The organism is Synechococcus sp. R65.1 (assembly GCF_047461755.1).
GTDB lineage: Bacteria > Cyanobacteriota > Cyanobacteriia > Thermostichales > Thermostichaceae > Thermostichus.
Window position 1 is genome coordinate 94,216 of record NZ_JANSHU010000004.1, and the last position, 23,021, is coordinate 117,236.

Consider the following 23,021-nt stretch of genomic DNA (forward strand, 5'->3'; position numbering starts at 1 on the left):
CCCTGGCTTGCGGCGGGCTGGCTTTGGCCAAGGTCCCTTGCCCCTGCGGGATCCCGAGGTCCTCCAGATCCACCTTGAGGATCCAAGGGCATAGGTGCCAAGCCCGACAAGGGTGCTGGGGTTGCGATCCCCAAAAGTTGGGGGTGTAGACTACGCAACCAATTGGCCAGCGGTGGTTCCTAGAAACTGGCAAAGCTAGAGGGCCGCCAACTGGGGCACACCCACCAGTTTCTCGCTCAGCTCCCAGAGCAACTTGGCTTTGGCCTCATCCTTTGCTTCGTCAGAAACCTCCTGGTTAAAGGGCCTGGCATTCTTCCGTTGCCGGTTGCCCCAGCTCCAGTAGAATCCCGACTGGCGAAATTCGGGATCGGCCACCACCTGCGCCACCCGCTCGCCGGCCAGCTCCTGGGAGACATAGCCACCGGTGATGTATTTTTGAAACCAGGGGAAAAGCTTTTGGAACAAGGGATAGTGATGGCGGAAGAGGCCGCTTTCCGCCACACAGCCGGGGTAAAGGGAGAGAAAGGTGATGCCGGTGCTCTCGTGGAAGCGGCGGTGCAGCTCCCGCATGGTGATGATGTTGCAAACTTTGCTGTCTTTGTAGGCCTTGACGGGATCGAACTTGCCGCCGTCGGCCATGCTGATGGGTTCCTTAAAGCCCTGGGCAAAGCCCCGCAGATCCCCCAGGTGAGGTTGGGGTGGGATCTTGCCTCCCAGCTCTTTGGGGTTGTGGGTAACCGTTCCTAAGATTACCAGCCGCCGATCCGGGTAAGGGGAGCGCTTGAGATCCTCCAGCATCAGGTGGCAGAGGAGGAAATGTCCTAGGTGGTTGGTGGCCATGGTTAGCTCATAGCCCTCGGGGCTGCGCAGGGGCTGCTTGAGCAGGGGCATGTAGATGGCGGCGTTGCACACCAGGGCATCCAGAGAACGGCCCGACTGACGGAACTGCTCGACAAACTGCCGAACACTGGCCAGGCTGGCCAGATCAATTGGCATCAGGCTGTAGCTCCCCTCTGGGATCCCCACCTGCTGGGCCATCCGCCGGCCCTTGTCCAGATCCCGACAGGCCATGACCACGTGCCAGCCCCGCTTGGCCAAAGCCAAGGAGGCATACAGGCCAACGCCTGAGGAAGCACCAGTAATCACGACGGTGGGTTGCATTTGTCCTTCCATATCCAACTCCTAGACTGTTTCCTGAGGGGGGATCCCTCAGATCCCTGCAGGATCCATCTTGGAGTGGAAAGGGGCCTAGACAAGGAATTGATAAGGTTTGCGACGCTTTTCCGGGCCATTTCCTTCATTTTTAGATACAAGCTTGGCCTTGCCAGCTCAGGTAGATCCAGGTGGGCAAAGCCGCACCGCTGTTGCGAACGAGGACTAAAGAAGGCCGCTAGGGCTTCCCAGCACAATGGGCAACCTCGCCAACGCACCTTCTACCTTGACGTGGGTTAGCTAAGCTCGTAGGCGAGCAGGTACGTTTCTTCGGGTAGGCATTTTGCCTAGGCTAAAGTTGGCTCCGCCTTTGGCCTGTGTGATCGCTCAAGAGCAAGGAGCAACTACCGTCAGCTCGACGGGAAGTGACGCCTGTGGAGATCCCTCTAGTGGGGTAGTGGAGTGAACTCTGCTGCTAGCTATGGGTCGTGGAAGCAGAAAGAAAGCCTCAACCTGGAGCACAAGTCCGCTTTTGTCCGGGGTTGTAGAAGTCTTTCAGAGCGGATCAAAGGCAAAGGTAATCTGCACAGCCCCCGTGGAATCCACCTCAACCTTGCGCAGGACTTCCCGCAGGTAGGCGCGGCGCTCGCTTTCGCTGAGATCCTGCCAGAAGGGCAGGAGGGAGAGGGTTTGGACGGTCTGGGTGAGGTTGGCAGGGGGGAGCTGCTCTAGCTTTTGGGCCAAGCGGGCTGTCTCTGCTCGCAACTGGTAGCAGCGCTGGGCTAGCGAGGGCTCGTCCAGCAGGCCGGCTTGTCGCAGCTCTTCCAGTTGCCGCAGCCGCTCGGCGTTGGCCTGGAGTTGGGCCTGGAGCTGTTGGCGAGTTTGGGCTAGAGCCTGCCGATCCAGCGTCTGGAGCCGTTGGGGCAACTGCTCACAGACCTGTCGAATTACCTCCTGCTGGACTTCAGCGTAGCGGAGGCTATAGCGGCAGGTTTGGCAGCGCAGGTAGAGGTAAGAAGAGCCGTTCCTTTTGCCCTTGCTGGGGGTTGTTTGCACAATGCGTAGCAGGCTGCCACAGGCCCGGCAGTGGACGAGTCCGGCCAAGGCGCGGGAGGCGCTGGCGCTGCGGCGCGGGATCCCTTGGTTGCGTTTCAGCCAGCGATCGATCTGGGCGGCTTCGGTGCGGCTGAGGAGAGCTGGGTGAGTATCGCGCAGAACAGTACCGTCGGCGTAGGCCAGATCCCCCCGGTAGACCGGGTTGAGCAGCCAGTTGCGCCCGGTGGCTACTGAGATGCGCTTGTGGTGCTTCTCCGCAATGAAGCGCACCGCCTGCCGCAGAGATCCGTAGAGGAGAAAGTGCCGGAAAAAATCCTGAACAATGGGGGCCTGGCGGCAATCCGGGATATAGCGACCCCCTTCGCGGCGGTAGCCAAAGGGAGGCGGCCCGGGGGGAGGCTTGCCTGCCAGACGGCTTTGAGCCTGGCTTTGACGGCGACGGCGGCTTTGCAGGTGATGGGGAACCTCAGCTAGCAGCGGGATCCACTCGCCAGCAGTGCTAGGGGTTTGTAGGCCATCTGCCCTGACCAGGCTAAGGCGGACCCCAGCCTGTTGGATTTGCAGCAGCCGCCCGTGCACCTCATCCAGCTGATCCCCCAAATCCGACAGGCGCACCAGCAGCACCTGCTGCACCGAGCCACTGGCCACGCCCTGCAGCAGCTCCTCCAGGTAGGTACGGGATCCCCAGTCGTGCCAGAGAGGATCAGCCCCGTGGGCTTTTAGCCAAGCCAGCTCCTCTTCTGGCCAAGGAGCATAGGCCGGCGTGTAGAGGTAGCCGCAGACGCCCATGGACAAATCTCCTGCCACCGCCGCTGCCCTCCTGCTCGGCTGCCCCCCCGCGATCCCAGGTGAAGGCCGCGACGGCCAGGCCAGCGCGCCTCAGGCCGCCTGCCCTATTCCGCTGCTGTTGCCGCATATTCCAGCTCTTCTTCTGCCACCCTCAAGGGTGCCTCCTCGACCTGTTCCGCCTGTCCTTGCTTGGCAGCCCGCAGTTGCTCGCGGTACTTGGCTGCCATTTCCTCGGCTTTCTCGTAAACCAGCTTGGGATCCCGCAGCATATCGCCGGGATTGGGCTCCAGCTGCTTAGTTGATAGCGAGATCCGGCCCCGCTCCGCGTCTAGGTCGATGATCATCACCTTCACTTCGTCGTTGACGTTAAAGACGCTGTGGGGTGTGTCGACGTGCTCGTGGGAGATCTCGGAAATGTGCAGCAAGCCGGAAACGCCGCCAATGTCAATGAAAGCACCGTAGGGCTTGATGCCGCGCACCGTGCCAACCACCACCTCGCCCACCTCTAGCTTGTTCATCTTCCGCTCCACTAAAGCCCGGCGATGGCTTAACACCAAGCGGTTGCGGTCTTCGTCCACCTCGAGAAACTTCAAGGGCAGCTCCTCGCCCACTAGCTCTTCCTTGGGCTTGCGGGTGCTGATGTGGGAGCCGGGGATAAAACCGCGCAGCCCCTCGATGCGCACCAGGGCGCCCCCGCGGTTGGTGGCAAAAATGGTGGCCCGCACCGTGGCATCCTCTTTTTGGAGCTGGCGCACCCGTTCCCACGCCCGCATGTACTCAATGCGGCGGATGGAGAGGGTCAGCTGCCCCTCCTCGTTCTCTTCAGTGAGGATGAAGAACTCGCGCGTCTCTCCGGGCTGGAGTACCTCGTGGGGATCTTCCACCCGGCTGATAGACATCTCCTGCAGCGGCAAGAAGGCAGCGGTTTTGGCCCCAATGTCGATTAACGCGCCACCCGGTTCCACCGAAAATACTGTGCCGGTTACAATTTCGCCGGGGCTGAAGCGATAGTCGTACTTGTCCAGGAGAGCGGCAAAGTCCTCGGTGGTAAAACCCACGTCGGCAGCAGCGGTAACTCGAGTCATAGGGGCTTACTAGCAGAGCAGTTGCGCAAGTTCAAACCACAGCCAGACCTAGACTAGGAGAAGGCATGGGCATGCCTCCACCTTCACACCCAAAAGGGTAGGTCCTGGAAACACTATCCTAGCTCAAGGAAGAAGCTTTTGTAGCAAATTTCCTCGCCCTCCTGCCAAGCTAGTAAGAAAGTGGCCCAGGGAGCGTTAGGAGAAAGGCAGTTGCATTTCATTGACCAGGTGGAGATTGAGGTGCAGGGGGGAAATGGGGGGGATGGCATTGTGGCCTTCCGCCGCGAGAAGTACGTGCCTGCCGGCGGACCCTCGGGCGGCAATGGGGGGCGGGGCGGCTCGGTGATCCTAGTGGCAGATCCGGGGCTGCAGACTTTGCTGGACTTTCGCTTCCAGCCAGTCATCAAAGCCGAAAACGGCTCAAAAGGAGGACCCAACCAGCGCACGGGGGCCAGCGGGGCGGATCGGCTGGTGCGGGTGCCCTGTGGCACGATGGTGTTCAACGCAGAAACGGGCGAGCTCCTTGGAGATCTGGTGCAGCCAGGGGATCAGCTGCTGGTGGCCCGGGGCGGCAAAGGGGGCTTGGGCAACGCCCACTTCTTGAGCAACCACGATCGCGCCCCCCGCCGTTTTACTAGGGGCCAACCGGGGGAGCGGGTGCGGCTGCGCCTGGAGCTGAAGCTCATTGCTGAAGTGGGGATCGTCGGCCTGCCTAACGCCGGCAAGTCAACCTTGATTTCCGTGATCTCCTCCGCCCGGCCTAAGATTGCGGATTACCCCTTCACCACGCTACAGCCCAATTTGGGGGTGGTGCCCCATCCCTCGGGCGATGGGGTGGTGTTTGCCGATATTCCCGGCCTCATTGAGGGAGCCCACCGAGGGGTGGGACTGGGGCATGACTTTTTGCGCCATGTGGAGCGCACGCGGCTGCTGATTCATTTGGTGGACGGCGCGGCGGCCGATCCTGTCAGGGCTTACCAAGTTGTGCAGCAGGAGTTGCGCGCCTACGGCCACGGGCTCATCGACAAGCCGCAGATTGTGGTTTTAAACAAAATCGACGCCCTCGAGCCGCAGGAGGTTGTCGAGCGCACCCAGCGGCTTGCAACCGCCGTCGGCGCTCCAGTCTTGGCCATCTCGGCAGTGGCCAGGCAGGGTTTGGATGCTCTCCTGCAGCGAGTGTGGCAGAGTCTGGGCCGGGATCCAGAGCCCCCTCGACCTGGGGGCAAGATCCAGCTAGCGGCGCCTCAAGAGAAGCCTAGAATAGGAGTGCCCCCGCTTCCCCCAAGCCCAGAGATGAGTGGCTATGTACGTCTCCGAGGAGGATCTGCCACCCGACTTGCGCCAGATTAAGCGGGCCGTTGAGCAGGCGACGCAGGCAAGGGCAGGATCCTGTCTGGAGCTGGCAATGCTGCTGCGCCTGTTGGAGGATCTGCACCGCACCATTTTGGAGGGAGCCTTCCAAGAAGCTTTGCCCAACACCCGGCAAGAGCTCTATCAAGTACTTCAAGAACTAGAGGAGGCAGGTGACTGGCCCTACCTGCCGCGTTTGCACATCCAGGCGCTGATGCAGCAGCTCAAAGACTGGCCGCAGAGCTCCCTGTCGGTGCCGCCCACCCCTCGTCCTGTGGTGGAGGTCTCGGAAAGCCGTTCTGAGTCTTGATGTTTTCTGATGGCCGAATACTTCAAGCTCCATCCCCAACACCCCCAGCCCCGCTCCATCCAGCGCATTGCAGCCGCGCTCCGCGAGGGGGCGGTCATGCTTTATCCCACCGACACGGTCTATGCCATCGGCTGCGATGTCACTCACAAGCAGGCAGTGGAGCGGGTGCGGCACATCAAGCGGCTTTCTAACGACAAGCCTCTTACCTTTCTGTGCCCTTCGCTTTCCCAGATTGCTCAGTATGCCCAGGTGAGCGATCCCGCCTATCGGCTGATGCGGCGGCTGATCCCTGGCCCGTTTACGTTTTTGTTGCCAGCCACCAAGCTGGTGCCTCGGTTGGTGATGGATCCCAAGCGAAAGACCACTGGCATCCGCGTGCCCGATTCGGCCATCTGTCAGGCGCTGTTGGCCGAGTTGGGTAACCCCATCGTCTCCACCTCGGCCAAGCTGGGCAGGGATCCCATCGGCTCGTTGGAGGTGGGCTTTGATCCGGCAGCGGATTGGGAGGAAGGGGGAATCTTTACCGCCGAGGAAATGCGCCAGTTGGAGAAGCAAGTGGACCTGATAGTGGATGACGAGGCTCCCTATCGGGCCCAGGTCTCGACCGTCATCGATCTCACAGGGCCGGAGCCGCTGCTGGTGCGGGCCGGGCTGGGCTACAAGCAGGTGGCGGATCTGCAGTGGGCAAAAGAGCCGGGCAATTGAGGCACAGACCCTGGGTTTTCCGCCTAGCTGCTTGCTCCTAGAATAGGGTCGTCCTGCCGGTATGGTCCCATGCCTGAAACCTTAGCTGAAAAAAAGTCGGCGCTGTTGCAGCTTTTGGAGACGACCGACCGGGGCCGCAGGGTTTCCCCTAGCCAAAAAAACCAGATTCTGGCTCACATTGCCGCCCTAGAAGTCCTCAACCCTACCCCTAACCCCCTAGCAGCTCCTGAACGGTTGGAGGGGACTTGGCTGAACCTGTTCACCACTAGCGCCGCTTTGTTGCGGCTGGCCCCTTTGCCCCTTTTGACCACCGGCGAGATCTATCAGTGCATTCGAGCCCAAAAGAGCCAAGTCTTTAACGTGGCCGAAATCCAGGGATCCGGCTGGCTGCCGCGGGGTATCTTGGCGGTGGCAGCCCGCTTCTATCCGGCATCGGAACGGCGGGTCAAGGTGCTGTTCGAGCGGCTGCTTGTGGGACTCCAGGCGTTGATGAGCTACGAGATCGAGAGTTTTCTCTATCTGCTCGAACGGGATCCCGACCGGATCCCGGCTATCAAGATTGACCTGGGTTGTCGCAAGCCAACGGGCTGGCTGGATATCACCTATTTGGACGAGGATCTGCGGATTGGCCGTGGCAGCCAAGGGAGTCTCTTCGTGCTCAGGCGGGTAGGCGAAGGCAGTAGCTAGCTGGAGACGTACTACCCCACGGCTAAAGCCGGGGGTCTTCACCTCGCGTTTTCTCGATGAGAGCGAAGCTGATCTCACAGAGGGTCTCCAGGGCCCGGTAGGACGCTTGCAACGCCTGCAACTTCTCTTGGGACTGTTCCAGTTGCCGGGCCCATTCCTCTTGTTGAGAGTGCAGCTTTTGGTTTTCCCATTTGGTGCATTGCAGAAGGCGCTCGAGTTGCTGCTGCCGCTGCTGGAGCTGGGCTTGCTCTGCTTTTGCCTGCTGTAGTTGGATCCCTTGGCGTTCCAATTCTGCCTCCAGGGCAGCAACTTGGGATTGCAGCTGGCGCAGCGCTTGCTCTGGGCTAGGCTTGGGTCGTAGTCGCGGCTGGCCGCCGTGATCGGCAGGATCAAACGGAGATAGAGCTTCTAGCAGCGCTTCTCGGAAGCTGCCCCAAGAGGTCGACTGCAACGCCAGCCGGGCCAGCCACCAAACCCCATAGGCAGCCCCCAGCCCAGCCACTAGGCCAGGGATCCCAGCCAAGGAGAGGGAAATCTTGGGCAGAGTCGGCAGGATCTGATCCAGCAGAGCCACCACCCCGGCGAAGACGAGGAGCCCGCTCCCTGCAGCAGCAGCACCGGAGATCCAAAAGGAGCGGACCAGCTTCGTCATCGGGTAGGCAAGACACTAGCCCTGAGGGACTCATACAACGCCTGCCACCCCCCAGTTTATCTCGTCGCTCTTGCTAGGGCACCTGCCAAGCTCGTTGGTGATAGCTCTCCAAGGAGGCCCAGGGATCCGCTGCCCCTGCGGGGGCATGGTGGTGTTCAGAGTGATGGTGGTGAGGACCGTGCCCATGGGAGTGATGGTCATGGTCGTGGGGATGAGGATGGGAATGTCCTGCTCCCAGCTCTGCGCTCACCGCCAGGCGAAACTTGCAGAGGTGGCAGTTCCCTGGAGTTTGGCCCTGGAGAGCCTCCTGCTCCAGTTGCTGCAGGGTGTGCAGCACCGTATCCACTATGCCCAATTCTGGCAGCATCAGCCAGTCAATCTCGGGGTGGCAGCGCCGCTGCTCCTGCACTGCTGCCTCGATTCTTTTCACCAGTACCCCTGTAAAGAGAAAATAGGGCAACACGAGAACCCGGCGCGGCTGCCAAGAGAGGGCTCGCTGCAACCCCACGGGCAGGCGCGGATGGGTAATGCCGATAAAGCAAGTCTCCACGGCCGCAAACCCCGACCCTTCCCAGAGCAGCCGAGCCAGCTTGCAGGCTTCGGCGTTGGCTTCGGGATCGCTGGAGCCGCGGCCGACAAAGAGCAGCACCGTCTCCGCTTCCGGGATCCGCTGCGGCTGGGCGGCCAGCAAAGTGGCCATTCGCTCCCGCAGCATTTGCAAGATCTCAACGCGGATCCCCAGCGGCGCGCCGTAGTGGACGCGCAACTGCGGGTGGAGGGCCTGGAGGCGATCCAGCTCCGTGGTCACGTCGAACTTGTTGTGGCGCGCCCCAAACAGCAATAGCGGCAGAGCCACGATCTCCTGCCACCCCTGGGCCAAGCAGTGTTCCACCCCTTGGGCAATGGTCGGCTGGGCCAGCTCCAGAAAGCAAGGGATCACCGGCCGATGGGGCGTGAGAGCTTGGTAGGTCTGGGCCAGCTCCAGGAAGGCTTGCTGTCCCTCCGGGTCACGGGATCCGTGGCCGATGAGCAACAAGGGCAAGGACGCAGAAGGGGACTGCCCAACGGTAGGGGAAGGAGAAAAACTGAGGGTACTCAACACGAAAACTCCGTTCCTTGGGAATTGCAAAGGTCCAGGAAAAAGCAGGTGGGTGTTTTCGCTGAGGGAGCGGATTGGCGCCCCACTTTCCCCAGCCTGCCTGGGCCTTTTAGGCTAGCCTGCCGCTAGTTGTTCACCAAGGCCCCCCAGGGGGATTGCCGCCTCCGGGGAGATAATTCCAAACCCTTGTCCTGATCCCTAACTTCCTTCTCTCCGAGCAAGAGGGACTGGGGGTGAGGGCCGAAAATGCCGCAGGCGCAGGGCATTGGCCACCACCGAGACAGAGCTGAAGGCCATGGCTGCCCCCGCCAACATGGGGTTGAGCAGCCAGCCGGTGAAGGGATAGAGCGCCCCGGCAGCAATGGGGATCCCCAGGACGTTGTAGATAAAGGCAAAGAAGAGGTTCTGGCGAATGTTGGCAAGGGTAGCCCGGCTGAGTTGGATGGCGGCGGCCACACCCCGCAAATCGCCCGATACCAGGGTAATGTCGCCGGTGGCCATGGCCACGTCCGTGCCCGTCCCCATGGCGATCCCCACATCGGCCTCAGCCAGGGCCGGCGCATCGTTAAGGCCGTCTCCCACCATCACCACCCGCCCCTGAGGCCGCCTAAGCTGGCGAATCAAGGCTGCCTTCTGCTCAGGACGGACTTGGGCAATGACTCGCCGGATCCCGACCTGCCGGGCAATGGCTTGGGCAGTGGTGGGGTTGTCGCCAGTCAGCATAACCACCTCCAGCCCCATCTGGTGCAGCTGCTGCACAGCTTCAGCGGAAGTGGGCTTTAGCGGATCGGCAATGGCCAGCAGTCCCAGAAAACTCTCCCCTTGAGCCACGCCAATGACCGTTTTGCCCTCGTTCTCCCAAGCTTGAGCCCGCTCCTTGCTGGCGGGATGGCAAGGGATCCCCATCGCCTGCAGCCAGCTCAGCCGACCAACACGCACCGGCTGTCCCTCTACCCAGGCTTCTATCCCCTCGCCTACTCTTGCCTGGAAGTTCTGGGCTGGCGGGAGCGCGATCCCTTCTGCTTCGGCTTTTTGCACCACTGCCCGGGCCAGCGGATGTTCTGAGTACTGTTCTGCCGCAGCCGCTAGACGCAACAGCCCTAGGGGAGAGGAGGCTGGAGTCCAGATATCGGTAACAGCGGGACGGCCAGCGGTGAGAGTGCCGGTTTTGTCCAAGACCACGGTGGCGAGGCGATGGGCCAAAACCTCCAAGCTCTCAGGCCGCTTCACCAGGATCCCCAGCTCTGCTCCTCGCCCTATGGCCACCTGGATCGAGGTGGGGGTGGCCAAACCCAAGGCACAAGGGCAGGCAATGACCAGCACCCCAACGGCATTGACCAAAGCCAACGTTGGCTTGCCCGCCAGCCCCCACCAGAGCCCAAACGTTACCGCCGCCACTCCAATGACCGCCGGCACAAACCACGAGGTCACTCGATCTGCCACCTGCTGAATGGGAGCTTTGGATCCCTGAGCTTCCTGCACCAGGCGCATGATCTGGGCCAAAAGCGTATCTTTGCCTACCCGCTGGGCCTTCATGACAAAGCTGCCGGTCTGGTTGAGAGTGGCCGCGATAACCTCATCCCCCACCGATTTGACGACAGGCAGGCTTTCCCCGGTTACCATCGACTCATCTATCGCCGAGGAGCCTTCCAGGATTACACCGTCCACCGGCACCTTCTCGCCGGGGCGCACGCGGATGCAATCTCCTACTTGCACCTCCCCAATTGGGATCTCCTGTTCCACCCCCTGGCGAATTACCCTTGCGGTTTTGGGCTGCAGCCCCATCAGCTTGTGGATGGCCTCGGAGGTTTGGGCTTTGGCCCGCTGCTCCATCCACTTGCCCACCAGCACCAGCGTGACGACCACGGCCGCTACTTCGTAGTACACCTCGGGGCGCAGCCCTTGCCGGTGGAAGAAGTCGGGAAAGAGGGTGGCAAAAAGGGAATGGAAGAAGGCGGCACTGGTTCCCAAGGCCACCAGGGTGTTCATATCGGCCGTTCGCCGCCGCCAAGCCGCCCAGGCCCCGCGATAAAACGGCTGGCCCACCCAAAACTGCACCGGTATTGTCAGCAGCAACTGCAGCCACGGATCCTGCAGGGGCAAGCCGGGGATCTCCCTCCCCAGCATCATCGGCAACGATCCCACTAGCAGCGCCGTGCTGATGCCTGCTCCTATTGCCGCCTTCAGCTTCCACTCCCGTTCTGCCGCCCGTTGGGCAATCCGCTCGAGATCCGTCGGCTCCAGCAGTTGCCAATCGTCTTGGAGGAGGTGGGCCCGATACCCCGCCTGCTCCACTGCCCGGATTAGGGCTTGGGGGCTCACCAGCCGGGGATCCCCTTGAACAATCGCCTGTTCGCTGGCAAAGTTCACCGTTTGCGCCGTCACCCCTGGCACCTGGCCCAGCGCCCGTTCAATGCTGACAGCGCAGGAGGCACAGCTCATACCCTGGATGGCCAAGCGCCAAGTGCCGGCAGCAGATGGGGCAGAGGGGTTGGGGATACCAGAATCAGACATGGCTGCCCTCCGAGTAAAAGCAACGCCAAAGCCTCCTTCCTCCCAACAATGAGGAAAACCCCAGCCGGGAGCTCTGTCCTGCCGACGTCGCTACGCCGGCGGATAGCCCACTTGGGCAAGCACCTGCCGCCAGTCCGTGCCTGTCTGCGCGGAGAGAATCCGCACCTGCTTAGTCTTGGGATCCGCTTCCACTTGGGCCTGGGGATCCCGTTGCCGCACCGCCTGGGCAATGGTCTCCACACAAGCCGAGCAGGCCAGCTTGGGCACCGTCAAAACAACCTGCATCCTGCCTCTCCACCTCCATAGCTCGATGCTAAACCTTGCAGGAGGCTAGAAGGTCAAGGGGAAGGAGGGGGATCGTCCAGGTTCCAGCGGTAGTCCACTTGGTAGCCCCGCTGGCGCCACTCTTCTTCCAGTTGCAACTGTTGGGTGAGGGCCTTGCGCAAAGAAGTGATCAGCTCCTGCGTGCGGCCGCGGTTGCCAAAATCCTGTTCCTCGACTGCCGGAAACGTCTGCCGCTCCAAAACCCGCAGCAGAAACTCATAGTGGATGTGGGCTGGCACCGGAATCCGTTTCATCGATCTAGAAGGGGATCCATCTTGGTGGCTGGCGAAAAGTTTACGGGGACAACAGGGAGCGCACCCCTTGGCCAGGATCTGGCTGCGTGACCAGCGCTTCCCCCACCAGCACGGCGCGCACCCCCCAGGCCTGCAACTGCTGCAGATCGGCGAAGGTGTGGATGCCAGACTCGCTGACCACCGGCAGATCTCCCAGGCGATCCCGGTAGGCGGCTAGGAGGTTGCGTGTCGTCCTTAAGTCGACTGTAAAGGTTCTCAAGTCGCGATTGTTGATGCCAATCAACACCCGCCCCTTGGCCTGTTGCAGTTGCGGCAAGGCTAAGACTCGCTCCAGCTCCTGAGCGGTATGCACCTCCAGCAAAGCCGCCATGCCCAACCGCTGAACGAGCTTGAGGAAGTAGCCCAAGTCGGCATCCGAGAGAATGGCGGCAATCAGCAGCACCGCATCCGCTCCTAGGCTGCGGGCCCAGAGGATTTGGTAGGGGTAGAGGATGAACTCCTTGCAGAGGATGGGGATCCCTACTGCCTGGCGGATCTGGCGCAGGTACTCGCCGCTGCCCTGAAAAAACCGCTCATCTGTAAGCACCGATAGGCAACTGGCCCCCCCTGCTTCATAGCTGCGGGCAATGGCCACTGGGTCAAAGGGATCCCGGAGGATGCCGCGGCTAGGAGAGGCCCTTTTCACCTCAGCGATGAGAGAGACGGGGTGGGGGGATTGGGTGAGAGCGGCCACGAAATCCCGCACGGGGGGAGCCTGCTCCAGTTGCCGTTGCAATTCCTTGAGGGGAAGCTGCTCCCGCTGGCGCTCCACCTCCTGCTCTTTGTGCCAGACAATGGCTTCCAAAATGTGGCGCGGCTCAGCCTCGGGCGCTGCTATCTGGTAGACCTGCGAGGCGACCACCACCGCTGGCGCAGGGGAACGCCGACGAATAGCAAGCGGTTCACTCTGCAGCTCCATATCGCCCCTGACCAGAACCTTTCACCTCACCCTAGATCACTCTAGGGCTAAGCGGCCAGTTTGAATAGCTACTCCAGGTTTCCCCAAGCAGCCTCTGGCAAAGGCGTTTTTTTTACCCTATCGTTGAGGTTGGGATCAGCAACCGAGATGGCGGGTTAACCTGCAAGTCGAGCGGCGGCCCTAAAGCAGGATTGAGGTTATTGCGGTCCACGTTTGAGGGGGTTAGGCGTGCTGTACCTAGCAGAGCTCTCCAAGCCACTTGGATTTGCCAAGTCGTCTCTGCAACTACTAGCTAAGCAACAGCAGGACAACACCTGGGTGGCCGTCAACGAAGAATCCATCACCCTGGATGGCCGCATTGCTCAAGAAGCCGGGCGCTTCAAGGATGGGGCGCTGGTGCTAGCAGAGGTCTCTGGCAACCGCCAGGTAACTCGCATCAGCGAAGCTGCTCGCCAAGTGGTAACCTACCTGCAAAGTTTCAGCCAACTTCAGCAAAAAGTCCGCAGCCAAGAGGAAGAGATCGAGAATTGGCGCAAGTCCCTCACCTTTCAGGCCCAAGAGCTCACCCGCCGCGAGATGGAGCTGGCTGCCCAAGAAGAGGAGGTGCAGCGGCTGTACGAGCAATACAAAGCGGTCGAGGAGGAGCGCAAACTTCTGGAGAGTCTCAAAGAGGAGCTGACCAACCAGCAAGCCTATCTGGCTGAGCAACAGCGCCTGATTGGAGAGCAGCGAGAAGCTCTCAACCGACAGCGGCAGGAACTGGAAGCTCGCTCCAGCCGCCTTAGAGAAGCCGAAGCAGCCCAGCTCCGGGCTTTGTTGCAAGAGGTTCAGGAACATTTAAGTTTCCCTACGGCGCCCCTGGATCTTCTGCAAAGCTTGAAAAGCCAGGTTCAGCAGCAGCAGGAGCACTTCCACCACCAGATGGCCCAACTGGAGCAGGAGCGACAGCAAGCCCAAATTGGCCAGGAGGGGCTGGAGCGGGACTACCAAGCCTGGCGAGAGCGCCGCGCTGCCTGGTGGGGATCCCGCCATGCCCTCGAGCAAAGCCAGGCTAGCTGGCAGGTTCAGCGGCGATCCCTGCAGCTTTACCAAGAGCAACTGCAGAGGATCCTCCAGCAGTTGCACTCTCAGGAGAGCCTCCAGCAAAAAGCCTACCGCTTGGTTCAGGAGTACGACTTCATCGTTGACGGCAGCCGCAACGGAGGGGAGGAGGTGGCGGTCTCAGTGGAGGAGCTGGCGGCTTTGGTTAGCCAAATGCGCCGGGACTACGAGCAGCGGGCGGCCCAGGTTAGCCAGCAGCGGGCTGAGCTGGAGCAGAACCGGCAAACCTTACAGGGGTTACAAGCGCGGCTGGCCACCGCCTCTCCCGAGGAACGGTTTGACCTCGAAATGGAGATCGACTACGCCCAGGCTGCCTGTAGCGCCCTAGAAGAAGCTCTGCTGCCCCAAGAGAAAAACCTGCAGCGGGAGTACGAGGAACTAGCCCGCCACGAGGCTCGCCTCAAGCAGCTACAGAATCAGGCTGCCGCTCCGGTTCGAGTGGATATTGGCCCCCTCCTGGGACAGATGGCCGAGCAAAAGCAGGAGCTGCTCCAGGAAAAAGACCGCCTGCAAACGCTTGTCCACCAACTGGAAGCTTCTCTCTCAGCTCAACAGGAGCAACTGGCCCGCCAACAGCAGGACCTGGAGCAGGCGTGGCAACACCTGGAGCAAGAGGAGGAGGCCCTGCGGGCCCGGGCCCGGGCAATGGCCGAAACCTGGGGGCGCCTCAACCAACTGCAAGCTGCGCTTGCTGCTGAGCAGGAGCGCTGGGCAGAGTGGGCAGGGTATCTGGGGCAGTTGGAGGCGGAGCTGAGTCGATACCAAGAAGGGGGCTCCAGCGCCTGGGCTCACCTCCAGCAGGTGCAGGCCCTCTTGGCTGGCCTTGCCCAGGGATAAGCCTTAAGCCTGTCCTAGAGCCTAAGCGCCTTCTAGGGAGCGCGGGGGCAAAGCCGGGATCCTCTTCCTCGCTTGTTGGTTTCAGCAGTTTTTACTTATGTCCACCCCTTCCACTAGCAGCGAAGCCGCTCAACGGGCTGCCCGCCTGGAAAAGGTCCGCCACCTGCAGGAGCAAGGGATCCTGCCCTATGCCTATTCTTTTCCCGTTACCCACCTAGCTGCCGAGTTGCAGGCGCAATTTGCTGACCTGGAGCCTGGCGGGGAGCGGGAGGATGTCCAGGTGGCCGTGGCTGGGCGAATCCGGGCGCGGCGAGTGATGGGTAAACTCGCTTTCTTGACTCTGCAAGATCGCTCTGGCACCATCCAGCTTTACCTGGAGAAGCAGCGGCTAACAGAGCGCATGGGGGAAGTGGCTTTCAAGAACCTAGACAAGCTCATCGACGTGGGCGACTGGCTGGGGGCCAGGGGCTGCCTCAAGCGCACCGAAAAAGGGGAGCTGTCGGTGTGGGTGGACGAATACCAGATCCTGACCAAGGCCCTGCTGCCTCTGCCTGACAAGTGGCACGGCCTGCGGGATGTGGAAAAACGCTACCGCCAGCGCTACGTCGATCTCATCGTCAACCCCGAGGTCAAACAGACCCTGCTCGACCGCGCCAAGATCATCCGCTCCCTGCGGCAGACCCTGGAAGAGCGAGGCTTTGTGGAAATTGAAACGCCGGTGTTGCAGGTCATCCCCGGGGGGGCAGAGGCGCGGCCTTTTGTAACCCACCACAACGCCCTGAATCTAGATCTCTACCTCCGTATTGCCACCGAGCTGCACCTGAAGCGGCTGGTGGTGGGCGGGATCGAGCGGGTTTACGAAATTGGGCGGGTCTTTCGCAATGAGGGGATCTCCACCCGCCACAACCCGGAATTTACCTCCCTGGAGGCCTACCAAGCCTTTGCTGACTATCACACGATGATGGAGCTCACCGAAACCTTGGTGTGCAACGCCGCCCTGGCTGTGCGGGGATCCCTGCAGCTTACCTACCAAGGGGAAGCCATCGACCTCACCCCCCCCTGGCGACGGGTGACGATGCAAGAGCTGGTGGAAGAGGCCACTGGCATCTTCATCGATGTAGAAAAAGAGTGCTCTGAGGAGCTCTTGCCCGCCTTGGCCGCCCAAGGGATCCCCAATCTCTCACCCCAGGACTCTCCTGGCCAGTTGCTGGTCAAGGCCTTTGAGCACTGCTGTGAAAGCCGCCTACGCCAACCCACCTTTGTCCTGGACTATCCCCTGGAGGTATGTCCGCTCACCAAGCCTCACCGCAGCAAGGCGGGGCTGGCCGAGCGCTTTGAGCTGTTCATTGTTGGGCGGGAGACCGCCAACGCCTACTCGGAGCTCACCGATCCGGTGGATCAGCGGCGGCGGCTGGAGGCCCAGGCAGCCCTAAAGGCAGCTGGCAAGGAAGAAGCCCACTTTCTTGACGAAGACTTCCTCACGGCTCTGGAATATGGCCTTCCTCCCACGGGCGGTCTTGGCCTAGGCATTGACCGCCTGGCGATGCTGCTGTGCGATGCTCCCAGCATTCGGGATGTCATCGCCTTTCCCCTGCTGCGGCCCGAAAGCTCCGCCCAAGAAAAAGCCCCCGAATAGGGGCCTAGGCTTGCAGAAGGGCTTTACATCGTTACATCATTCCCGGCTTGCTCGGGCGGCCTTTGGCCGGCTTGGGCTCCGGCTTCTCGACGACCACGGCCTCCGTGGTGAGGTACATGGCGGCAATGGAAGCCGCATTTTGCAGGGCCAAGCGCACCACCTTGGCCGGGTCTACAATCCCGCGGGCAAACATGTCCACATACTCGGCGGTCAGGGCGTCGAGGCCGTAGGGCATCTCTTGCTCCAGAACCTTTTCCACCACTATCGATCCCTCCAGCCCAGCGTTGTGGGCAATCTGATAGAGCGGCGCCCGCACGGCCTGGTAGACGATGTCTGCCCCCACCTGCTCTTCGGCATTCAACTTGGCCTTAAAGTCTGGGATCCCCTTGGAAAGGTGGAGCAGTGTCACCCCCCCGCCAGGGACGATCCCTTCCTCCACGGCTGCTCGCGTGGCGTTGAGAGCATCTTCAATGCGCAGCTTGCGGTCTTTGAGCTCGGTCTCGGTGGCAGCTCCCACCTTGATGACCGCCACTCCGCCAACCAGCTTGGCAATTCGCTCCTGCAACTTCTCGCGGTCGTACTCAGAATCGGTGGTCTCCAGCTGCTTGCGGAGCTGAGCTACCCGCTTCTCTACGGCCGCCTTAGTACTGCCATCGGTAACAATGGTGGTCTTGTCGCGGGTAACCGTGATCTTGCGGGCCGACCCCAGCATGTCCAGAGTGACATTCTCCATCTTGACGCCAATTTCCTCCGAGATGAGCCGGCCCCCGGTGAGGATGGCAATGTCCTCCAGCATGGCCTTGCGCCGCTCCCCAAAGGAGGGAGCCTTCACCGCCACCGCATTCAACACTCCCCGCAGCTTGTTGACCACTAGGGTAGCCAGGGCTTCTCCCTCCACATCTTCGGCAATCACCAGTAAGGGCCGCCCCTCCCGGGCCAGCCGCTCCAGCAGAGGCACCAGCTCCTGCACGTTGGAGAGCTTGTTGCTCGTGATGAGCAGATAGGCGTTTTCGTATTCCGCTACCATCCGCTCGGTATCGGTGATGAAGTAGGGAGAGATGTAGCCGCGGTCAAACTGCATTCCCTCCACTACTTCCAACTGGGTTTCCATCGACTTGGACTCTTCGACCGTGATCACCCCCTCTCGCCCCACCGCATCCATGGCCTTGGCGATCATCTCGCCTACCTCGCTGTCGTTACCGGCAGAGATAGTGGCCACCTCGGTGATGGTCTTGCGATCCTCCACCCGTTTGGCCTGGGCGGCAATTTTCTCCACCAGGTAGGCGGTGGTCTTTTCAATGCCACGCCGCAGGGCTACAGGGTTAGCTCCTGCCGCAACGTGCTTCAGCCCCTCCTGGATCATGCTCTGGGCCAGGATGGTGGCTGTACTGGTGCCATCCCCGGCCGCGTCGTTGGTTTTGCTGGCCACCTCCCGCATCAACTGGGCACCGGCATTTTTCAAGGGATTGGCCAACTCAATTTCTTTAGCAATTGTTACTCCGTCGTTAACAATCTGAGGAGCGCCAAATTTCTTCTCTAGAACCACATTGCGCCCCTTAGGGCCAATCGTAACCTTGACTGCGTTTGCTACTTGATTGATGCCCTCTTCTAGAGCCTTGCGGGCCTCTTCCTTAAACAAAATCTGCTTTGCCATAGAATCCCTGATCCTCGCTATCTCAACTAGCAACTAGGCCACTTGTTCTAAGTGCTACCGGGCAGAGCGGGATCCTGCGAGGTCGACAGCGATCCCTTCCCTTGGTTAGGTCAAGAGTTAGCACTCTGGAACCTCGAGTGCTAATCTAGCCCAAAGGCGGCAGCCTCAGCAAGATGGCCTGGATGCAGAGATAGCAGGCGGAAGCAGGGAACACTCACGAACTGTCGCTGATGAGGATGTCAGGAAACTGGGCTTGGGCTTCGCTAATGGGGCGGTCGCGCCCACCATTTTGCCAGTAGTTGATGAGCTCAGTGGCTTGGTTGAGCAAGTTGATGCGATCTTCTTCACTAATCCAGCTTTTGCTTTCCAGTTCAGCCTTAAGCTGTTCCCAAGCATCATCTCGGGGCCAGAAGAAGTAGCGGGTGAGAGGACTGCGGTTTTTGGCCACTACTTGATCCACTGCAATGGCCAAATCGTTTTGCAGCCACAAAGCTTTTAGGGCAAATTTCGGCAAGGCTTGTTTCTCCCTAGATAACGACAAGATACAAGCCCGACCTGAGCCGGGCAGAGTTCTATTGTAAACTACCCGTCCTCAGGTAGAAGGCGGTGCTCCCTCCCGGCTGGGTGGGGCTATCGAGGAGCTGGCCTAGCTCTGCCCTTTTTCTTGCGGAGCCTGAAGGGTAGGATGGGGGAGAGGAATGCCTACAGCCAGCTTTAATGGACGACAAGACCGCCCTAGAAACCCTCTCCGTGGTCATGACCACCGTGGGCTCCGAAGCCGACGCCCATCGCCTGGCCCACACCTTAGTGGCCGAGCGCTACGTGGCCTGTGCCCAGGTGCTGCCCCCGATTACCTCCTACTACCGCTGGCAGGGATCCCTGCAGACAGAGAAAGAATACTTGCTGCTGCTTAAGTTGCCCAGCAGGGCTTATCCCCGCCTGGAACAGCGGCTGCGGGAGCTCCACCCCTACCAGGAGCCGGAGATCCTGGCTCTGCCGGCTGCTCAGGTAAGCGCTACCTATCTGGCGTGGGCCCGAGAGCAGGTAGGCTAAGAAGAGCGGTACCCTCTCTAGCATGATTGCCCTCTACCCCGGCAGCTTCGACCCCATCACCTTTGGGCACCTCGACATCATCGAGCGGGCCAGCCGTCTGTTTTCCAAAGTCATCGTTGCAGTCCTGAAAAACCCCAACAAAACGCCTCTGTTTACTCCTGAGCAGCGGCAAGCCCAGATCCTCCTCTCTGTTGCCCACCTAAAAAACGTTGAGGTCGACACCTTTTCCGGCCTGACGGTGGCCTACGCCCGCCAGCGAGGGGCAAAAGTCATTGTGCGCGGCTTGCGGGTGCTATCTGACTTTGATGTCGAGCTGCAGATGGCCCACACCAACAAGCTCCTGGCTCCTGAGTTGGAAACCCTTTTCCTTGCGACTGCTAGCGAGCACAGCTTTGTCAGTAGCAGCTTAGTTAAGGAAGTGGCCAAGCTAGGCGGCCCCATTGACCACCTGGTACCCCCGCCGGTGGCTCAAGATCTGCGGGAGCGTTTCCCCTTAACTTGATCCGCTCTGTCCCCAACTACGAAAACAGGGCCTTGAGCTCTTGCAACGTCTTTCTCACCTTGGCCTGGGCAGCTTCCACCTCTGGTTGGTCGTAGGCTTTGGCGGCAAAGTCCAGTTCTTCCAAGCTGCGGCCCATTTCCTTGGCCAAGCGCAGCATCTCCCGCTTTTGCTGCTGGGGCAAGGTGTTTGCCAGGCTGGTTAGGGTCTTGCGGGTCAGGCCCATCGGCCCGTGAATGTAGGAGCGGATCTCCAGCCAATCCTCAGCGTCCACCAGGCTCTGCAGCCGCTCTACGTGTTGCTCTAGCTGCTGTAGCTCTCGGGGCAAGGCGGCAGCCGCCTGGACAGGAAGGGATCCCAGCCACAGGCCCAACGTTAGGATGGCAAGTAGCAGCAAACTGCGCCAGCGACGCATCATCCTCCACCTCTCACCTGTCTTCACCGGCTTGACTCTTGGCCATTACTTCCTCAGCAACCATATAGTGTACCTGTTGACTGCCCTCCAGCCCTTGGCTGCTCGGAGGAGAAAAGAGCAAATCGGTTAGCCTAGAACTGTAAAAGAATGTAAACGGCGCTCCCATGCAACGCATCATCCTCATGACTGGCAAGGGAGGGGTCGGCAAGACCTCGATGGCAGCGGCGACCGGCTGGCGTTGTGCCGAGCTTGGCCTAAAAACCCTGGTGCTGAGCACCGATCCGGCCCACTCCCTGGCCGACAGTTTCGACCAGCCCTTGGGCCACGAGCCGGTGGAGGTCAAACCCAACCTCTGGGGAGCGGAGCTGGATGCCCTGCAGGAGCTGGAACTGAACTGGGGATCCGTCAAGGCCTACATCACGCAGGTGTTGCAGGCCCGCGGGCTGGACGGCGTGCAGGCGCAGGAGCTGGCGGTGCTGCCGGGGATGGACGAGATCTTTGCCCTGGTGCGGGTCAACCGCCACTACGACGAAGGCAAGTTCGATGTGCTCATCATCGACTCAGCCCCTACTGGCACGGCTTTGCGCCTCCTCAGCTTGCCCGATGTTTCCGGCTGGTACATGCGCAAGTTCTACAAACCTTTACAGGGGTTGGCGCGGGTGCTGCGCCCTATTGCCGAGCCGATTGTTAAAGGGCTAACCGGGATCCCCCTGCCAGATGACCAGGTGCTAGATGCCCCCTACGAGTTCTACCAGAAGATCGAGCGGCTAGAGCGCATCCTTACCGACAACCGCATCACCTCAGTGCGCCTGGTAACCAACCCCGAAAAAATGGTGATCAAGGAGTCCCTGCGGGCGCATGCCTACCTTAGCCTCTACGGCGTCGCCACCGATTTGGTGATCGCCAACCGCATTTTGCCAGAAGGGGTGGTGGATCCCTACTTTGCCGCCTGGAAGGCTGCCCAGCAGAAGTATCGCCAGCAGATCCACGAGGACTTTGCTCCTCTACCGGTGGTGGAGATCCCGCTTTACCCCGAGGAGCTGGTGGGGTGGGACGCCCTGGCCCGCCTGAAAAAGGATCTCTGGGGAGACCGCAACCCGGCGGAGGTGTTCTACGCTGAGCAGACAATGCAGGTGGTTACCGACAACGGCCAGTACCGCCTAGACCTCTACTTGCCCGGGATCCCCAAAGAGCAGGTGGAGCTGAGCAAAACTGGCGACGAGCTCAACATCCGCATTGGCAACCACCGCCGCAACCTGGTGTTGCCCCAGGCTCTAGCGGCCATGAAGCCGGCACGAGCCAAAATGGAAGAGGACTACCTGCGCATTCACTTTGCCGCCTGAGGGAGCTGCTAGCGGGGAGTACCTAACTGGCTGAGCGTTTTCTCTGGAGGCTGTGATGCACCATCCCGCGCATCCATCGCCAACCGTGGCCCCCATCCATGTGGTGGGCGGGGGGCTGGCAGGGACAGAAGCCGCCTGGCAAATCGCCCAACTGGGGGTGCCTGTTATCCTCTCGGAGATGCGCCCTGTGCGGCAAAGCCCGGCCCACCATACGGATCTACTGGGAGAGCTGGTGTGCAGCAATTCCTTCGGGGCCATAGCCAGCGATCGAGCGGCAGGGCTGCTTAAGGAAGAGCTGCGCCAACTGGGATCTCTGGTGATCGCCACCGCGGATCGCCACGCTGTGCCGGCAGGGGGGGCCCTAGCTGTGGATCGGGCTCGCTTTAGCCAGGCCCTAACAGAAGCCATTGCCAACCATCCTCTCATCACCCTGCGCCGGGAGGAGGTGACCGAGATCCCAGAAGGGATAGCCGTCCTCTGCACCGGCCCCCTGACCAGCGAGCCCCTAGCCAAGGCGCTGCAAGCCTTCACCGGCCTGGAGTACCTGAGCTTTTTTGACGCTTCCAGCCCCATTGTTACCGGGGATTCCCTCAACCGCACAGTGGTGTTTCAGGCTTCTCGCTACGACAGAGGAGAGGCGGCCTACCTCAACTGCCCTATGACAGAGGCGGAGTACGAGCGCTTCTGGCAGGCGCTGGTGGAGGCAGAACAGGTGCCCCTTAAGGATTTTGAAAAAGAGGAGCGCAAGTTCTTCGAGGGCTGCCTGCCCATTGAAGAAATGGCCCGCCGCGGCAAAGACACCCTCCGCTTTGGACCCTTGAAGCCGGTGGGGCTGGTGGATCCCCGCACGGGATCCCGGCCCTATGCGGTGGTGCAGCTACGCCAGGAGGACCGAGCAGGCAAGCTGTGGAACCTGGTGGGCTTTCAGACCAATTTGAAGTGGGGAGAACAGCAGCGGGTCTTTCGCCTCATCCCCGGCCTGGAAGCAGCGGAGTTTGTCCGCTTTGGCGTGATGCACCGCAACACCTTTTTGAACTCGCCGCAGCTTTTGCTGCCTACGTTGCAATTTCGCCGCCGTCCGACCCTGTTGGCTGCCGGCCAGTTGGTGGGCACTGAAGGCTACGCCTGCGCCGTGGCGGGGGGGTGGCTGGCCGGACAGAACGCCGCTCGCCTGGCTCTGGGGCTGCCTTTGATCACGTTGCCGCCGGAGACGATGATGGGATCCCTGTTTCAGTTCATTAGCAGCGCCGATCCCAAGTACTTCCAGCCCATGCCAGCCAATTTTGGCCTCTTGCCGGAGCTGGAGGGACAAAAGGTTCGCAGCAAACAAGAGCGCTATGGCCGTTACCGGGATCGCGCCTTGGCTGCTTTGGCGGCAACGGGGCTAGTGCGCCAGGCGCAAACTGCCTGAGTTCCTTACCCTCCAAGCGCAAACGGCTGGCTAGCCTGGATTGACATACTCCCCGCCCTGAAGGGCATTCGCGACAGCGGGCCGTAGGCCGGGGATTCTCGTTCTTGGTTCCACGAGCGCACTTACCCTGTCAGGTT

General features: G+C 60.9%; 22 protein-coding genes. 10 read left to right on the forward strand and 12 right to left on the reverse strand.

Annotated elements, in window-relative coordinates; translation table 11 throughout:
- Nucleotides 1–195: 195 nt before the first annotated feature.
- From NW814_RS03400 to NW814_RS03410, 3 genes are all read right to left on the reverse strand, one after another.
- A complete protein-coding gene (locus NW814_RS03400; RefSeq protein WP_414405205.1) occupies nucleotides 196–1,173 on the reverse strand; it encodes a protochlorophyllide reductase in 978 nt (325 codons plus the stop codon).
- A 534-nt stretch (nucleotides 1,174–1,707) separates the two neighbouring features.
- Nucleotides 1,708–3,015, reverse strand: a complete 1,308-nt coding sequence (locus NW814_RS03405; RefSeq protein ID WP_414405206.1) for a recombinase family protein — start codon at nucleotides 3,013–3,015, stop codon at nucleotides 1,708–1,710.
- Between the two features lie 86 nt (nucleotides 3,016–3,101).
- Entirely contained in the window at nucleotides 3,102–4,082 is a 981-nt protein-coding gene (locus NW814_RS03410; protein ID WP_414396080.1) for a 30S ribosomal protein S1, read from the reverse strand.
- Between the two features lie 210 nt (nucleotides 4,083–4,292).
- On the opposite strand from NW814_RS03410, the gene obgE reads away from it, so the two are divergent.
- From obgE to NW814_RS03430, 4 genes are all read left to right on the forward strand, one after another.
- Nucleotides 4,293–5,432 (forward strand): GTPase ObgE, encoded by a 1,140-nt coding sequence (gene obgE / locus NW814_RS03415; protein ID WP_414405207.1) that lies wholly within the window; start codon nucleotides 4,293–4,295, stop codon nucleotides 5,430–5,432.
- On the forward strand, nucleotides 5,386–5,742 hold the full coding sequence (locus NW814_RS03420) for a hypothetical protein (protein WP_414396082.1): 357 nt from the start codon (nucleotides 5,386–5,388) through the stop codon (nucleotides 5,740–5,742). Before obgE ends, NW814_RS03420 begins: the two co-directional genes overlap by 47 nt.
- A gap of 9 nt (nucleotides 5,743–5,751) precedes the next feature.
- Entirely contained in the window at nucleotides 5,752–6,447 is a 696-nt protein-coding gene (locus NW814_RS03425) for an L-threonylcarbamoyladenylate synthase (RefSeq protein ID WP_414396083.1), read from the forward strand.
- Between the two features lie 69 nt (nucleotides 6,448–6,516).
- On the forward strand, nucleotides 6,517–7,134 hold the full coding sequence (locus NW814_RS03430; protein ID WP_414405208.1) for a PAP/fibrillin family protein: 618 nt from the start codon (nucleotides 6,517–6,519) through the stop codon (nucleotides 7,132–7,134).
- A 22-nt stretch (nucleotides 7,135–7,156) separates the two neighbouring features.
- Here the strand turns inward: NW814_RS03430 and NW814_RS03435 are convergent, their stop codons facing one another.
- The 6 genes from NW814_RS03435 to trpC all read right to left on the reverse strand — a co-directional run bounded on the left by NW814_RS03435 (nucleotide 7,157) and on the right by trpC (nucleotide 12,935).
- A complete protein-coding gene (locus NW814_RS03435) occupies nucleotides 7,157–7,786 on the reverse strand; it encodes a hypothetical protein (RefSeq protein WP_414405209.1) in 630 nt (209 codons plus the stop codon).
- A 73-nt stretch (nucleotides 7,787–7,859) separates the two neighbouring features.
- Nucleotides 7,860–8,888, reverse strand: a complete 1,029-nt coding sequence (locus NW814_RS03440; RefSeq protein ID WP_414405210.1) for a sirohydrochlorin chelatase — start codon at nucleotides 8,886–8,888, stop codon at nucleotides 7,860–7,862.
- 195 nt (nucleotides 8,889–9,083) lie between these two features.
- The gene (locus NW814_RS03445) at nucleotides 9,084–11,399 is read right to left on the reverse strand and encodes a heavy metal translocating P-type ATPase (protein ID WP_414405211.1); all 2,316 of its coding nucleotides are present in this window, start codon (nucleotides 11,397–11,399) and stop codon (nucleotides 9,084–9,086) included.
- A 90-nt stretch (nucleotides 11,400–11,489) separates the two neighbouring features.
- A complete protein-coding gene (locus tag NW814_RS03450) occupies nucleotides 11,490–11,684 on the reverse strand; it encodes a copper chaperone (RefSeq protein ID WP_414405212.1) in 195 nt (64 codons plus the stop codon).
- Between the two features lie 53 nt (nucleotides 11,685–11,737).
- A complete protein-coding gene (locus NW814_RS03455) occupies nucleotides 11,738–11,977 on the reverse strand; it encodes a DUF5340 domain-containing protein (RefSeq protein ID WP_414396092.1) in 240 nt (79 codons plus the stop codon).
- Nucleotides 11,978–12,017: 40 nt separating this feature from the next.
- Complete coding sequence (gene trpC / locus NW814_RS03460) at nucleotides 12,018–12,935, reverse strand: indole-3-glycerol phosphate synthase TrpC (RefSeq protein ID WP_414396094.1); 918 nt, start codon at nucleotides 12,933–12,935, stop codon at nucleotides 12,018–12,020.
- 228 nt (nucleotides 12,936–13,163) lie between these two features.
- On the opposite strand from trpC, the gene hmpF reads away from it, so the two are divergent.
- Nucleotides 13,164–14,873: a pilus motility taxis protein HmpF gene (gene hmpF, locus NW814_RS03465; protein ID WP_414405213.1), complete on the forward strand. Its 1,710-nt coding sequence runs from the start codon at nucleotides 13,164–13,166 to the stop codon at nucleotides 14,871–14,873.
- A 97-nt stretch (nucleotides 14,874–14,970) separates the two neighbouring features.
- On the forward strand, nucleotides 14,971–16,509 hold the full coding sequence (gene lysS / locus NW814_RS03470) for a lysine--tRNA ligase (protein ID WP_414396097.1): 1,539 nt from the start codon (nucleotides 14,971–14,973) through the stop codon (nucleotides 16,507–16,509).
- Nucleotides 16,510–16,540: 31 nt separating this feature from the next.
- On the opposite strand, the gene groL is transcribed toward lysS, so the two are convergent.
- A complete protein-coding gene (groL, locus tag NW814_RS03475; RefSeq protein WP_414405214.1) occupies nucleotides 16,541–18,163 on the reverse strand; it encodes a chaperonin GroEL in 1,623 nt (540 codons plus the stop codon).
- A 214-nt stretch (nucleotides 18,164–18,377) separates the two neighbouring features.
- Nucleotides 18,378–18,707 carry a 30S ribosomal protein PSRP-3 gene (locus NW814_RS03480; protein WP_414396119.1) on the reverse strand — a complete coding sequence of 110 codons (330 nt, stop codon included), beginning with the start codon at nucleotides 18,705–18,707 and terminating at the stop codon, nucleotides 18,378–18,380.
- 173 nt (nucleotides 18,708–18,880) lie between these two features.
- Here NW814_RS03480 and cutA point away from each other — a divergent pair, with 173 nt between their 5' ends.
- On the forward strand, nucleotides 18,881–19,216 hold the full coding sequence (cutA, locus tag NW814_RS03485; RefSeq protein ID WP_414405215.1) for a divalent-cation tolerance protein CutA: 336 nt from the start codon (nucleotides 18,881–18,883) through the stop codon (nucleotides 19,214–19,216).
- Between the two features lie 22 nt (nucleotides 19,217–19,238).
- On the forward strand, nucleotides 19,239–19,718 hold the full coding sequence (gene coaD, locus NW814_RS03490) for a pantetheine-phosphate adenylyltransferase (RefSeq protein WP_414390724.1): 480 nt from the start codon (nucleotides 19,239–19,241) through the stop codon (nucleotides 19,716–19,718).
- Nucleotides 19,719–19,734: 16 nt separating this feature from the next.
- Here the strand turns inward: coaD and psbQ are convergent, their stop codons facing one another.
- Nucleotides 19,735–20,133: a photosystem II protein PsbQ gene (gene psbQ / locus NW814_RS03495; protein WP_414396100.1), complete on the reverse strand. Its 399-nt coding sequence runs from the start codon at nucleotides 20,131–20,133 to the stop codon at nucleotides 19,735–19,737.
- 161 nt (nucleotides 20,134–20,294) lie between these two features.
- Between psbQ and NW814_RS03500 the strand changes: the two genes are divergently transcribed.
- Entirely contained in the window at nucleotides 20,295–21,473 is a 1,179-nt protein-coding gene (locus tag NW814_RS03500) for a TRC40/GET3/ArsA family transport-energizing ATPase (RefSeq protein ID WP_414396102.1), read from the forward strand.
- A 55-nt stretch (nucleotides 21,474–21,528) separates the two neighbouring features.
- Nucleotides 21,529–22,884: an FADH(2)-oxidizing methylenetetrahydrofolate--tRNA-(uracil(54)-C(5))-methyltransferase TrmFO gene (gene trmFO / locus NW814_RS03505; RefSeq protein ID WP_414405216.1), complete on the forward strand. Its 1,356-nt coding sequence runs from the start codon at nucleotides 21,529–21,531 to the stop codon at nucleotides 22,882–22,884.
- Nucleotides 22,885–23,021: the final 137 nt, after the last annotated feature.